At 59.5% G+C, this 12,657-nt stretch carries 12 protein-coding genes; 4 read left to right on the top strand and 8 right to left on the bottom strand.

Annotation, left to right across the window (positions count from 1 at the left end):
• Positions 1-17: 17 nt before the first annotated feature.
• Positions 18-413, bottom strand: a complete 396-nt coding sequence (locus ACA047_RS12720) for a DUF4280 domain-containing protein (RefSeq protein ID WP_497359523.1) — start codon at positions 411-413, stop codon at positions 18-20.
• Positions 414-610: 197 nt separating this feature from the next.
• Here ACA047_RS12720 and ACA047_RS12715 point away from each other — a divergent pair, with 197 nt between their 5' ends.
• From ACA047_RS12715 to ACA047_RS12705, 3 genes are all read left to right on the top strand, one after another.
• Positions 611-1,678, top strand: coding sequence for a phosphotransferase family protein (locus ACA047_RS12715; protein WP_497359522.1), 1,068 nt, complete (start codon positions 611-613; stop codon positions 1,676-1,678).
• A 24-nt stretch (positions 1,679-1,702) separates the two neighbouring features.
• Entirely contained in the window at positions 1,703-2,470 is a 768-nt protein-coding gene (locus ACA047_RS12710) for an SDR family oxidoreductase (protein WP_181290439.1), read from the top strand.
• Between the two features lie 126 nt (positions 2,471-2,596).
• Positions 2,597-3,712 (top strand): Gfo/Idh/MocA family protein, encoded by a 1,116-nt coding sequence (locus ACA047_RS12705; RefSeq protein ID WP_497359521.1) that lies wholly within the window; start codon positions 2,597-2,599, stop codon positions 3,710-3,712.
• A 165-nt stretch (positions 3,713-3,877) separates the two neighbouring features.
• Here the strand turns inward: ACA047_RS12705 and ACA047_RS12700 are convergent, their stop codons facing one another.
• Both ACA047_RS12700 and ACA047_RS12695 read right to left on the bottom strand, forming a co-directional pair.
• Positions 3,878-5,320 carry an FAD/NAD(P)-binding protein gene (locus ACA047_RS12700; RefSeq protein WP_497359520.1) on the bottom strand — a complete coding sequence of 481 codons (1,443 nt, stop codon included), beginning with the start codon at positions 5,318-5,320 and terminating at the stop codon, positions 3,878-3,880.
• 15 nt (positions 5,321-5,335) lie between these two features.
• The gene (locus ACA047_RS12695; protein ID WP_497359519.1) at positions 5,336-5,899 is read right to left on the bottom strand and encodes a helix-turn-helix domain-containing protein; all 564 of its coding nucleotides are present in this window, start codon (positions 5,897-5,899) and stop codon (positions 5,336-5,338) included.
• Positions 5,900-5,914: 15 nt separating this feature from the next.
• On the opposite strand from ACA047_RS12695, the gene ACA047_RS12690 reads away from it, so the two are divergent.
• The gene (locus tag ACA047_RS12690) at positions 5,915-6,916 is read left to right on the top strand and encodes a DMT family transporter (RefSeq protein WP_497359518.1); all 1,002 of its coding nucleotides are present in this window, start codon (positions 5,915-5,917) and stop codon (positions 6,914-6,916) included.
• Between the two features lie 29 nt (positions 6,917-6,945).
• Here the strand turns inward: ACA047_RS12690 and ACA047_RS12685 are convergent, their stop codons facing one another.
• The 5 genes from ACA047_RS12685 to ACA047_RS12665 form a co-directional block, all read right to left on the bottom strand.
• Entirely contained in the window at positions 6,946-8,784 is a 1,839-nt protein-coding gene (locus ACA047_RS12685; RefSeq protein ID WP_497359517.1) for a pyocin-S2/colicin E7-DNase domain-containing protein, read from the bottom strand.
• An 85-nt stretch (positions 8,785-8,869) separates the two neighbouring features.
• A complete protein-coding gene (locus tag ACA047_RS12680) occupies positions 8,870-9,145 on the bottom strand; it encodes a bacteriocin immunity protein (RefSeq protein WP_497359516.1) in 276 nt (91 codons plus the stop codon).
• A gap of 2 nt (positions 9,146-9,147) precedes the next feature.
• Positions 9,148-9,582: a pyocin-S2/colicin E7-DNase domain-containing protein gene (locus ACA047_RS12675; RefSeq protein WP_497359515.1), complete on the bottom strand. Its 435-nt coding sequence runs from the start codon at positions 9,580-9,582 to the stop codon at positions 9,148-9,150.
• A 176-nt stretch (positions 9,583-9,758) separates the two neighbouring features.
• On the bottom strand, positions 9,759-10,034 hold the full coding sequence (locus tag ACA047_RS12670) for a bacteriocin immunity protein (RefSeq protein ID WP_497360329.1): 276 nt from the start codon (positions 10,032-10,034) through the stop codon (positions 9,759-9,761).
• Positions 10,034-12,598 (bottom strand): pyocin-S2/colicin E7-DNase domain-containing protein, encoded by a 2,565-nt coding sequence (locus tag ACA047_RS12665; RefSeq protein ID WP_497359514.1) that lies wholly within the window; start codon positions 12,596-12,598, stop codon positions 10,034-10,036. Before ACA047_RS12665 ends, ACA047_RS12670 begins: the two co-directional genes overlap by 1 nt.
• Positions 12,599-12,657 lie beyond the last annotated feature (59 nt).

The raw sequence follows: 12,657 nt of genomic DNA, 5'->3' as shown, positions 1-12,657 counted from the left end.
TGTGGGATCTGTGCCCATCAGGGAATCAACATCTGCACCTGCCCCGGCACGACGATCTTGATCACCCCAGCCCAGGTGCACATCAGGGTGCTGTTGGCATCGATGGCCGGCATGTTGCCCAGCAGCAAGGTCGGCGGACCGCCGGGAATCCATGGCGCGGCGGTGGCGGGAATGCACGGCATGGGTGTCAGTACGCCGAGCGCCGCGGCGGTGGCAGCGGCAACGGTCGGGTTGGCCAGGCTCTGGCACATGCCGAACGTGGTGATGTTCACCAGCGGGATGTGATCCATGATGTTCGCCGCCGGCATCCCGCCGGTCAGCAGGCGATTGACCGGCAGCACATTGAGCACCGCCGGGGCCACGCCGAAGCTGCATTGCAAGGTTGCGGTGCCACAGACTTGCGGGCATCCCATCGCGGTTGCTCCTTGAAAGCGACAGACCCCAAAACCATAGCTCGCCCACACCCACAGTGCACGCCAACACGCATCAGGCCCGCTGATTATCCGGCAACACGCTAACCTATAAGACCCAGGCGTGCTTGTGGCGCCTCCCTCGCGCCATTAGATTAGCCAATGATCGATGGCCTCCAAAATAAGCAGAAGGGATAAGCATGGCGTTTACTGATCAGTCCACCCGCGTGCGCGACGGTGAAGAACTCGATGCCAGTCTGATCGACCCGTACCTCAAGGCCCACATTCCAGGCCTTAGCGGCACGCCGCAGATCAGCCAGTTTCCCGGGGGGGCGTCGAACCTCACTTACCTGCTGGAATACCCCGAACAGGAATTCGTCCTGCGGCGCCCGCCGTTCGGCCACAAAGCCAAATCCGCCCACGACATGGGTCGTGAGTTCCGCATTCTCAATCAATTGCGTGATGGCTTCCCGTACTGCCCGAAAGCCTATGTGCACTGCACCGACGAGTCGGTGATGGGCGCCGAGTTCTACGTGATGGAACGGGTCAAGGGCATCATTCTGCGTTCCGAACTGCCGGCGGAACTGGGTTTCGATGCCGCCCGTACCCAAGCGCTGTGCAAAAGCTTCATCGACCGGCTCGTCGAACTGCACCGGGTCGACTACAACGCGTGCGGCCTGGCCGACCTGGGCAAGCCCGAAGGCTACGTGGCCCGGCAGATCCGCGGCTGGAGCGAGCGCTACGAAAAAGCCCTGACCCCCGACGCGCCGAAATGGGAGGCGGTCAAGGCCTGGCTCAACGACAAGATGCCCGCCGACCACCCGACCTCAAGCATCGTCCATAACGACTACCGCTTCGACAACGTGATCCTCGACCCGCAGAACCCGATGCAGATCATCGGCGTGCTGGACTGGGAGCTGACCACGCTCGGCGACCCACTGATGGACCTGGGCAACAGCCTAGCCTACTGGATCGAGGCCGGTGACCCGGCCCCCGTGCAACTGATGCGCCGCCAGCCAAGCCACGCGCCAGGCATGCTGACCCGCCGGGAGTTCGTGGATTACTACGCCGAGCGCGCCGGGATCCGCATCGACAACTTCGACTTCTATTACACCTACGGCCTGTTCCGCCTGGCCGGCATCGTCCAGCAGATCTACTACCGCTTCTTCCACGGCCAGACCCAGGACAAACGCTTCGCGCAGTTCGTTCAGATGAACAAACTGCTGGAGCAGATGAGCCTGCAGGTCATCAGCAAATCCACGCTCTGAGCGCACCTATAACAAGGAAACAGCATGTCCAAGACTCAGTTGTTCGACCTCGACGGTAAAATCGCTTTCGTTTCCGGTGCCAGCCGCGGCATCGGCGAGGCCATCGCCAAACTGCTGGCCCAGCAAGGCGCCCATGTGATCGTTTCGAGCCGTAAGCTCGACGGTTGCCAGCATGTGGCCGACGCGATCATCGCCGCCGGCGGCAAAGCCACCGCCATTGCCTGCCACATCGGTGAAATGGAGCAGATCAGCCAGGTGTTCGCTGGCATCCGTGAGCAGTTCGGGCGTCTGGACATCCTGGTGAACAACGCGGCCACCAACCCGCAGTTCTGCAACGTGCTGGACACCGACCTGGGCGCGTTCCAGAAAACCGTCGACGTGAACATTCGTGGCTACTTCTTCATGTCGGTAGAAGCCGGCAAGCTGATGCGCGACAACGGTGGCGGCAGCATCATCAATGTGGCCTCGATCAACGGCATCTCGCCGGGGATCTTCCAGGGCATCTATTCGGTGACCAAGGCCGCCGTGATCAACATGACCAAGGTCTTCGCCAAGGAATGCGCGCAGTTCGGCATCCGCTGCAACGCCCTGCTGCCGGGCCTGACCGACACCAAGTTCGCCTCGGCGCTGGTCAAGAACGACGCCATCCTGAAAACCGCCCTGGCGCAGATCCCGCTCAAGCGCGTGGCCGACCCGAGCGAAATGGCCGGCGCGGTGCTGTACCTGGCCAGTGATGCATCGAGCTACACCACGGGTGTGGCGCTGAATGTGGACGGTGGTTTCCTGTCCTGATGATGAAATTCCCACAAGGGCTATCAGCGACCCATAAAATGAATATTTATTCCAGTATTTGCAATTAGAGAATATTTATTCCATAAAGAGCCCTCCTGAAAATAACAATTCAAAGGGCTCTTTCTCATGCGCGAACTCGGCATCGGTCTGATTGGCACTGGTTTCATGGGCCGCGCCCATGCCTTGGCGTTCCACAATGCCAGAGCAGCATTCGACCTCCCCCTGAACCTGAAACTGGCGGCCCTGGCCGACGCCGATCCACAGCGCGCCCGGCAGTGCGCTCAAAGCTGGGGGTTCGAAACGGCCCACAGTGACTGGCAGCAACTGATCGACGACCCGAAGGTCAACCTGATCGCCATCACCACCCCCAACCATCTGCATTACCCGATGGCCATGGCTGCGCTGGCGGCGGGCAAATCGGTCTATTGTGAAAAGCCCCTGGCGGTTTCCCTGGAACAGGCCGAGCAGATGCAGCAGGCGGCCAAGGCTGCCGCTGTGGTGACGCGTGTCGGCTACAACTACCAGCACAACCCGATCATCCAACTGGCGCGGGACATGATTCAGCGCGGGGAGCTGGGACAGATCATCAGTTTCCAGGGCGAATTCAGCGAAGATTTCATGGACGACCCGACCTCGCCGTGGTCATGGCGCTGCGAAGCCGCCCATGCTGGCGGGGCACTGGCCGACCTGGGCAGCCACTTGCTGGCCATGGCCCGGCATTTGTTGGGCGATGTCGAGGCCGTGTGTGCCGACAGCCAGACCGTGCACAGCCGGCGCCCCGTCAGTGCCGGCACTGGCGAACAACGCACCATCGCGGTAGACGATCAGGTCCATGCCCTGCTGCGCTTCACCAACGGCGCCCGAGGCACGGTCAGCAGCAGTTGGCTCAAGCACGGCTACAAGAACCACCTGAGTATCGAGATCAGCGGCACCCTCGGCACGCTGGCATTCGATCAGGAGCGGCTCAATGAACTGCGCCTGTGCCGCGTCGGCCAACCGGGTTTCCAGCGATTGTTGGCCGGCCCGGATTTACCCGGCTACGCCGCGTTCAGCCCGGCGGCCGGGCACCAGTTGGGGTACAACGAACTGAAGACGCTGGAAGTGCAGGAACTGATCATGGCGCTCGCCGGCCAAGTTGGCAGTGGGACTGATTTCGAAGAGGCCTGGGAAGTGGAACGGCTGGCCGCGGCGATTCGCCTGGCGGCGCGAGAGCAGCGGTGGGTGAAAGTCAGCGAGCTATAACCGCTCATTTGTTCGCACTTTGTGAACCCTCTGTGGTGAGGGCATTTATCCCCACCTGTGGGAGCAAGGCTTGCCCGCGATGAAGATGACGCGGTCTCCCTGGAAACCGAGGCGCCTGCATCGCGAGCAAGCTTTGCTCCCACCCAACGGGGGACTTGTTCAACTTCAATCTTGGGTTTGCAACTCGGCCAGCCGCGCCGCCAATGCCTTGGCCTGGCTCGCCACGTCGGTCACGGCGGTGCTTTCCCACCACATTCCCCGCAGCGGCGGGCCCAAGGCGAACAGGCGACTGGCAGGCTCGCCTTGGGCATTCAACACCGCTCCGTCAGGACGGGCGGCGATGCCCAAGGCCAATGGGCCGGGCTGGATCAAGCCTCGAGCCAGCAACTGTTGCGGCAACGGCCGCGCAACCCGGCGCCAGTCATATTCGATACCGCTGGAGTTGATCAGCGCAGCGCCCTGCACAACCGTCAGGTCAGCCTCGCCGCGTCGGCGGATGTGAATGCCCACCGCCCCCTCGGCGGACGACGCCAGCCCCTTGAACGACGCTGCCTGGATCCGCAACCGCCCCTCCCCGTGCAGGCGCGCCACCAACTCGGCGCTCAACGGTGGCGAACGATGGTGATGACTTTCCCACCATGGCCGCATATGCCGAACGAACTGCCGGCGCTGTACATCGCTGGCCTGGCTCCACAGGCGACCGATGTGCGCGCGCACCGTGTCCAGCGGGGCCTGCCAATCGATGCCCTGGGCCTGGGCCTCACGGCATTGCTCACGCAGAGCCCGCATCAACTGGCGCGGCGAACGAATGCCGTGATCCTCGGCAAGAAAATCCAACCAGGCGGGCGGTTGGCGACGCACATGGGGCAGCAGGCCATGGCGGGAAAACACTTCAATAGGCCCGCGGTGCCCGGCCTGCTCCAGCGATACCACGGCATCGACCATGGTCAGCCCCGAGCCGATGATCAACACCGTGGATTGCGGATCGAGCTGGCGCATCGCGGCCACATCCCAAGGATCCAGGGCGGCGGCATTCAAACCGCTGGATTCGGTTTGCGGGGTGCGCGCGGCCGGGAACATGCCGGTGGCCAGCACCGCGAAACGTCCGCGCAAGGTCTGGCCATCATTGAGCGTCAGCAGCACGGCATCGTCCGCGAGCTGCAAATCCACCGCCTCCCCGCGCACATGCTCCACCACGGAGCCATTCTGCACGCCCAGCGCCTGGGCTTCAGCCAGGCGCTGTTGCGCGTATAAGCCAAATATTCCCCGGGGTGGAAACAGCTCGCTGACCGGCACAGGCTGCTGATCCGACTCCGGCCAGCCGCCGGCCTCGATGAACGCGGTGAGCCACTGGGTCAGGTCATCGGCGTTGTCCGGATCGACGCTCATTCGCGCGGCGTTGCCGTTCAAGGTGTGGCCCAGTTCCACGGCGCTGTAGGCCTCGCCCCGGCCCAGTTCAGTGCGCGGCTCGACAATCAACACATCCCGCTGGCCAGGCAGGCGCAGCAACTGCGCCGCCAGCATGGCACCGCTCAGGCCGCCACCGATGATCAGGATATCGGCTTGGCGGGTGATGCCGCTTGCCTGTGGATCCAGCGCTGTGTCCATACCGCTCTCCAGGAATCAAATCACCACGTTGCGTACGAATCTTGCCGCCACCAAACCATCGTTGCGATAGGCATGGGGCTGGTTGCTGGCAAACATGAAAAACTCACCGGCGCCGATCTGGCGCTCTTCGCTGCCCAACAACAGGGTCAGACAGCCTTCGAATACGTAGAGCTGCTCGCTCCAGCCATCGGCATCGGGCTCAGAAGGGTAATGATCGCCTGGCTCCAGGCGCCACTCCCAGAGTTCGACTTCGCGGCTGGCGGTGGCTTTGGCCAGCAACACGGCTTTGCTGCCGGGGATGGTACCGGCCCAGGCCAGTTCGTTGATGCGGCTCGGGTCGCGGGCGTCGGGGGCTTGAATCAGGTCGCTGAACGCCACGTTCAGGGCCTCGGCGACGCGGTCCAGGGTGGTCAGGCTGACGTTCTTTTCCCCGGCCTCGATCGCCACCAGCATCCGCCGGCTGACCCCGGACAGTTGCGCCAGCGCCGTCTGGCTGAGCTGCGCGGCATGGCGCAGGCGGCGGACGTTCTGGCTGACGTGTTGCAGGACGGATGCCCGCTGGCCGTTTTCTTTGTGCACTATATTGCTCACGTGATGGGGCTGCGCATTATACTGCCCAGCTTCGGGCGCATTGTGCGTCCGCCTCTAGTGGCGCGCAAGGTCATGGCATCGGTGAACTTCCCTCAAGCTTCCTCCCGTTTCTCCCGGTTCAGCAAGGCCGAATGGGTGTTGGTGCTGATCACCATGATTTGGGGCGGGACCTTCTTGCTGGTACAGCACGCCATGACGGTCAGCGGGCCGATGTTTTTCGTTGGTTTGCGTTTTGCCGCCGCAGCGGGATTTGTCGCGCTGTTCTCGTGGCGTCATCTGCGGGACTTGACCTTGTTCGAACTCAAGGCCGGGACCTTTATCGGCGTGGCGATCATGCTCGGCTATGGCTTGCAGACCGTCGGCCTGCAGACCATCCCCAGCAGCCAGTCGGCGTTCATCACCGCGCTTTACGTGCCGTTCGTGCCACTGTTGCAGTGGCTGGTGCTGGGCCGGCGGCCAGGGCTGATGCCCAGCCTCGGCATCATGCTCGCGTTCAGCGGGCTGATGCTGGTGTCGGGCCCGGCCGGAGCGTCGTTGAATTTCAGCCCCGGTGAAGTTGCCACGCTAATCAGCGCCATCGCGATTGCTGCCGAGATCATCCTGATCAGTGCCTACGCCGGCCAAGTCGATGTGCGGCGCATCACCGTGGTGCAACTGGCAAGCACAGCGGTACTGGCCTTTTTGATGGTGGTGCCGACCCAGGAAGTGATTCCGGATTTTTCCTGGTTGCTGCTGGTCAGCGCCGTGGGCCTGGGGGCCTCCAGTGCAGTGATCCAAGTGGCGATGAACTGGGCGCAGAAAAGCATCTCACCCACCCGCGCCACGCTGATTTATGCCGGCGAACCGGTATGGGCCGGTATTGCCGGGCGCCTGGCGGGCGAGCGGTTGCCGGCGATTGCCTTGTTCGGCGCGGCGTTGATCGTCGCGGCAGTGATTGTCAGTGAACTGAAAACCAAAGGTAAAGGTGCTGTCGAGGTGGATGAAGTTTTCGAGGACGAGCACTGAAGCGATCAGAGCTCGTCACCCTCGAAATATCATTCACACACAATCAAATTATCAAGATCGTAGACGCCACCACCTTGTGTCGCATCCACACGATGCAGAATGCGAAACAACCGGCTGTTCCCTGGGTTTTCATTGCGGGGCGCCGACCCGCCGAGCATCAGTGCCTGATTGGTCTCACTGAACTGGGTATCCAGTTGCGCAGTCGCTGCAATGGCTTCCCAGAATGCAGACTTGAATGAATCGAAATGCTTGAAAACTTGCCCGCGCAATCGATCGGCAATACGCGCTGGCACGGCGGCCCCCTCATTGCTCGCTGCTTGCTTGTGCCAGTCACTGTTCACAATCTGGCCTGCTCCGCTTACGACACCTGGGCTATAGCGCCGGTCATTGAGCAGAACATAAACCGGCTCCAATCCTGAGTCCTGCGGGAACACCACGACATAGTCATCGAATCGCACCTCATCAAGGGAATCGAAAGATTCCAGTGTTGGCACCGGCGCGGCGCGGATGAAGCCTGCAGAATCGAGCCGATTCTGAGGCGACTCGATTTGAGCCTCAAAGGAAGGCGGCGCTGCCCACTCAAACATGGATGATTGCGGGCCATCCGTCGTGAAACGGAAAACTTTCCTGTCTTCATGCCACACCGCCGGCCTGACGCGCACTTTCGTGGACAAAACACCGACGGCGGGAGTGATATAGACTTGGAACAGCTCTCGTATCTCTTTTAATCCCATGGAAAGGCTGCCAGGTGTCGTAGCGATCACTCCGGTGCTCATTCGCAGAGGCAGTTCCATCTCACCACGCAGGGCGGCCAGTGCCTGCCAGTCATGTTCAACTTGAGCAATCTGGGCCAGCGCAACACAGAGGCCAAAGCGCACATCCTTGGCGCGACTGACAAGATCGAAACTCAATACCCCGGCGTAGTACCCTGGGTGTTCTCCTGTGAGGTTCGTCATCTGCCAGGTCAATTCGGCAACGGCCGAACGAATGGCTTTCTGCAAGTCCACCCGTTGAAGAGGAACGAGCGGTTTTGCATCGCTCAATAACAGATCCGGGCGCGCCATGGCGTCGGCGATGGACATACGAAATAAAGCCGCACCACTGTTTTGTCCGCGCAAACGTACGAGCTGTTCCCAGGAACGGTCCAGCACCGGCTCGGCTTTTGAATGAAGATTGGCATGGCGCTGGGTGATGGAAGATAAACGTGCAAGGTAGCGGGCATGGTTGGCGGTGGCCTGCTGCAAATTAGCTTGCCAGAGGGCTTGGTCTGATTGGCTGTAGGTGAGATTGCGTTGCGCAGCATCTTTGGCGAACTTGACGCGCATACCCTGGCGTTCAAACGCCCGAACCGCCATGAACACTTCGTGCTGTGCGTGCTCGAGTTCACGGATGTGTTTGGTTACTTCTTCCAGTGTCGCGTTTGGATTTTGTTGGGTTTGCAGCTGCCCGATGGCACGCTCCATTTGGGGGAAGGCATATTCAACGGCCTGCTCCATTGCGTCGATGTTCGTTGACAACTGCCGCGCGTTAGCAAGTTCCCGTTTGGCTCTTGCTGTCGCGTGCTCAGCGAAGCTTAATTTGGGCCCCGGCTTGGTTGGGGCTGGAAGTGCTCCGCCTTTGAAGGGAATGACGTTTTTTTTGAAGTGCCAGTGCTTTATATAGTAGATCACAGCATCCGGAGAGTTCGCATTCGCGGTGTCCTCTGGGTAAAACAGCAAGTCCGCTCCCTTGGGATGGCCGACAATACGGTCAAAATGATTGATCAGCCGATCATGGCCCTCTTTACGCATTTCAATATTCCAGATTTTCTCTACAAATATCTGGAATTCTGGCTCGGTGTAATCCTGGAGTTTTGGTTTAAGTTCCATCTAATGGTTTTCCTTGTTTAAGCGTGCGTCCTTGATGACGCACCTACCCATGTGGGATTGAACAGATGCGTTCGTAGGGCCTGAGTTAATCGGGTTTGAAGCCCGGTTTGTTATTGCGGGCGCGCCATTCCTTGACTTCTTTCAGGATGCCGGCGGGGCTGTCTTCCTGGCCTTCCGTGGGATAGAAAATCACGTCTGAGCGGTCGGGATGTTCAGTGACTTGTTCGAAGTGAACAAGGAGGTCGTCTCGATATTTCTCTAGCGCCTTCCCTTTGAGACCGCTTGTCTGATGGAAGAACTCTCCTAGAAAAACTAAAAACTCTGCCTCTGTGTAGTCTTCTAGACTTTCTTTAAAGTTCATAATCACAAATCTCCCTTGTGAAGTTCAATATGACGCTTCGGCGTTAAAATATAAATATTGTCCAGACCATAAACATCACCGCCTTTCGAGATTGTTATTTCATGGTGAAGCTCGAAGTTTTTCCGACCTCCCACTTGATCTTTCCCAACGGTGTACGGAGCGCTTCCGTCTCGCATCCTGTCCAAGTTACCTTGAGTAAATTGCTGACTTAGTTCCACATCCGCCGCCACAGCCTTCCAAAACGCCTCCCTAAACCGATGAAAGTTTCTGAACTCCCTCCCCCTCAACTGATCCGCAATCAGATCAGGAACGGGCGCGCCCGTCGTTCTCGCCGCCTCCCCCAACCAAATACCTGACACTGGCTGTCCAAACCCAAGCGCCACCCCGGAATCATCCCTCCGGTCATAAAACAGCGCATCCGGCGAAGGCAGCTCCATATCCGCCGGGTACCCCGGAATACTGGCACCGGCTTGCCCTTCATCAACAGCCGGAAACGTCTCGTTTTGCGGTAGGACCGAGTTAAAGAGCTTCCGGGATAGATCTGGATACACCCTTGATGACGCATCTGCTCATGTGTGCATGTGTTTGAGCAGATGCGTTCGTAGGGCCTGAGTTAATCGGGTTTGAAGCCCGGTTTGTTATTCCGAGCGCGCCATTCCTTGACTTCTTTCAGGATGCCGGCGGGGCTGTCTTCCTGGCCTTCCTTTGGGTAGAAGAGAACATCTGAACCGTCCGGGTGTTCAGTAATCAATTCAAAATGGTCCACCAATCTACTTGTGTATTGGCTCAACGCATCTCCCTCCAAAGCGATGGAATAGTCGAAGAACTCTCGAAGAAATATCAGAAACTCAGCCTCCGTATAATCTTCCAGCCGTTTTTTGAACATAATCATGGCTTCACTCCTTTGTGAAATTCAATATGACGTTTTGCAGTCATAACTAGCAGGTTCTCCATATCATAGACCGCGCCGCCTTTTGCAACTTCGTGCCTATGATGGATTTCAAATTTCCTCCTACCACCAACCTGATCCAATCGACTAGAAAACGGAGGTGCTCCCTTAGCCATCTCCCGCAGATTTGAGTCATTAAACTGCTTACGTAAATCGCGATCTCCCGCAATAGCCTTCCAAACCGCCTCCCTAAACCGATGAAAATTAGCGAACTCCCTCCCCCTCAATTGATCCGCAATCCGATCAGGAATCGGCGCGCCCGTCGTTCTCGCCGCCTCCCCCAACCAAATACCTGACACTGGCTGTCCAAACCCAAGCGCCACCCCGGAATCATCCCTCCGGTCATAAAACAGCGCATCCGGCGAAGGCAGCTCCATATCCGCCGGGTACCCCGGAATACTGGCACCGGCTTGCCCTTCATCAACAGCCGGAAACGTCTCGTTTTGCGGTAGGACCGGGATTACAGGGCTGCCGGGATAAACCTGCGAAAGGGGCGGCGTAATCGGTGAGGTGGTGGGCCCGAGTTGTTCGATGCCCGGCGGTACCAGAGGTGTCCGAGTGCCGGTGCCGACCGGATGCGTTGGCCACGGTATGACGGTGGGCAGGATGCCCGGCTGGCCATGAAGGCTCTGGGGTGTGTTGATGCTGATGCGGTCGAGATTGAACGGGTTTGCGCCCAGCTCGGCCCGGTCCAGATAACGCAGTTCGAATTCACGGCGTTCACCGACCCACGTGTTTTTTGGCGCGTAGGGGGCAAAGCCTCGTTCGATGCGTTTCTGATTGACCTCATCGGCGTTGCTGAACAGCGTTGGATGCTCGGCCAGGGTTTGCCATACGGTCTGATCGAAAGCACTGAACGACTTGATTTCCCGCGCCCGAAGCTGATGGCCGACCTGTTCGGGAATGGCCGCGCCCTGGGCCTGGCTTGCCGTGCTCCACCAATCATTCGCAGCCGGTTTGCCGGCGCCGGTGACGACACCCGAGCCCAGGGGTGGCAAATCGAAAGAGAAATAAGTCGGCGGCAGGCCGGGCACGCAGACGATGCAGTCTTGAATGCGCAGATCCACGCCCACCGGCAGGGTCTCGACTTGCGGTGCCACGAGCATCAACACTGGCGGGCTTGTTGGGGCAGCGTGTGGGACGGCATCGGTGGCGAACTGTAGTTGCCGGGTTACAACGCCAGGAATTTCAGCGCTATAGAGACCGGTCAGAGGATCCAGGACGGCATTAATGACCGGAACCTGGGCGCTGATTGCCCCGCCAGTATTGGCGACGTGGATCGTGGTGCCTTCAGATACGGTTTCAGGTTTAAGACGGTGGGCCATTTCCACCGAGCCACCTGCATTGGCTACTGATCTCAGCCTCTGCTCATCCGCCAAACCCAATGCCTGGGCCGGAACGCCAATACCTTGAAACAGTCGCCGACGTTGCTCGACAGTGAGTTCTCCGTTACCCAGAGGGGAGGTGTGTGTCGCCAGCGAGATAAATAAGCCAGGCCCCTTCAAGGCAATGTTCTTTAACTCACCGAGCATTTCTACGGCCAAATGGACAGCCTTTTCCAATACCGCCGTGTCTTGCCGGGGCACAAACACGGTTCCCTGACTCAACAGCATCCCGCCTGCTGTCAACGAAGATACGGGCACGCTCAGGCTATGGGCTTGCCTGAACCTCTCCAGCCGGATGCTTTCATCAACCTGCTGTTTAAAGCGGATGCGCGCCGCCCGTCGTTCGGCGTACTGGCGATTGCGTTCCCAGACAGCTTCTCTTGCACGCCAGGCCACCGTCTGCTCGGCGTGATGCTTGGCCAGCGCATTGGATTTATCTGTAAGCGCCTTGATCTGCGCCGACAGCAGTCGTGCTTCCTGGGCCGCTGTGTAAGCCTGTTCCCAGAGTCCATGCCCCTCGTTGAGCGCGGCGCCGAATTGATCCAGTCGCGTGCGGTATTCGTTCACCGAACGGCTGAGCGGATCCTGCCCATCGAAGACACGGGCGGCGATACTTTGGGCGTCGAGTTCCTTACTCTTACGGGCGATCAGCCCGTCGATTTCGTTTTTCTCCTTGGTGATGGTGTAAAGCTGCCAGCGCTCGGTCGAGTTCGGGACGGGTGGCCGTCTTGCGGCCGAAATCTCCTGTTGAAGCGAGGCGTCGAGTTGTTGTTTTTTACTCGCGAAGCTGCGATCCACCTCGGCCCGGGTGCTGCTGTATCGCTGCACCATTGTCGCCAGGGCTTGTTGGCGTGCCTGGAGGCGCGCTTGCTCCTGGGCCATGGCGGCGGCCGTGGCCTTCTCCACGTCTGCCTTTGCCTGGGCTTCTTGCTGTGCCTTAAGCCGTTCGTACCTGGCTCGCGCCCTGGCTTTACGGCGTCTGCTGCGCCTGCTGCCCGAGCCGCCAAACCCGCCTGAAAAGCCACCGCTTGCGACCTGAAAACCGCCGCCTGAAACCGTTGACCCAGGCTTGATGACTACCGTCCCATCTGATCCATCGTTAAGTGTTTGCTTTGCCATACAGTTCTCCTTTTCTGTATGGCGCACAGTGGCGACGGAACCGTGTTCGGGTGCGGTAC

This window comes from Pseudomonas sp. LBUM1664 (genome assembly GCF_059695895.1).
Note: the sequence above shows the minus strand (reverse complement) of the source record. Positions and strands in the feature narration are given on the sequence as shown.

What these genes read in the sequence shown, in the direction of transcription:
- ACA047_RS12710 (WP_181290439.1), top strand. Translation starts at nt 1,703, where the DNA reads ATGTCCAAGACTCAGTTGTTCGACCTCGACGGTAAAATCGCTTTCGTT.
- ACA047_RS12720 (WP_497359523.1), bottom strand. Translation starts at nt 413, where the DNA reads ATGGGATGCCCGCAAGTCTGTGGCACCGCAACCTTGCAATGCAGCTTC.
- ACA047_RS12680 (WP_497359516.1), bottom strand. Translation starts at nt 9,145, where the DNA reads ATGAACTTTAAAGAAAGTCTAGAAGACTACACAGAGGCAGAGTTTTTA.
- ACA047_RS12685 (WP_497359517.1), bottom strand. Translation starts at nt 8,784, where the DNA reads ATGGAACTTAAACCAAAACTCCAGGATTACACCGAGCCAGAATTCCAG.
- ACA047_RS12705 (WP_497359521.1), top strand. Translation starts at nt 2,597, where the DNA reads ATGCGCGAACTCGGCATCGGTCTGATTGGCACTGGTTTCATGGGCCGC.
- ACA047_RS12675 (WP_497359515.1), bottom strand. Translation starts at nt 9,582, where the DNA reads ATGGAGCTGCCTTCGCCGGATGCGCTGTTTTATGACCGGAGGGATGAT.
- ACA047_RS12700 (WP_497359520.1), bottom strand. Translation starts at nt 5,320, where the DNA reads ATGGACACAGCGCTGGATCCACAGGCAAGCGGCATCACCCGCCAAGCC.
- ACA047_RS12690 (WP_497359518.1), top strand. Translation starts at nt 5,915, where the DNA reads ATGGGGCTGCGCATTATACTGCCCAGCTTCGGGCGCATTGTGCGTCCG.
- ACA047_RS12665 (WP_497359514.1), bottom strand. Translation starts at nt 12,598, where the DNA reads ATGGCAAAGCAAACACTTAACGATGGATCAGATGGGACGGTAGTCATC.
- ACA047_RS12715 (WP_497359522.1), top strand. Translation starts at nt 611, where the DNA reads ATGGCGTTTACTGATCAGTCCACCCGCGTGCGCGACGGTGAAGAACTC.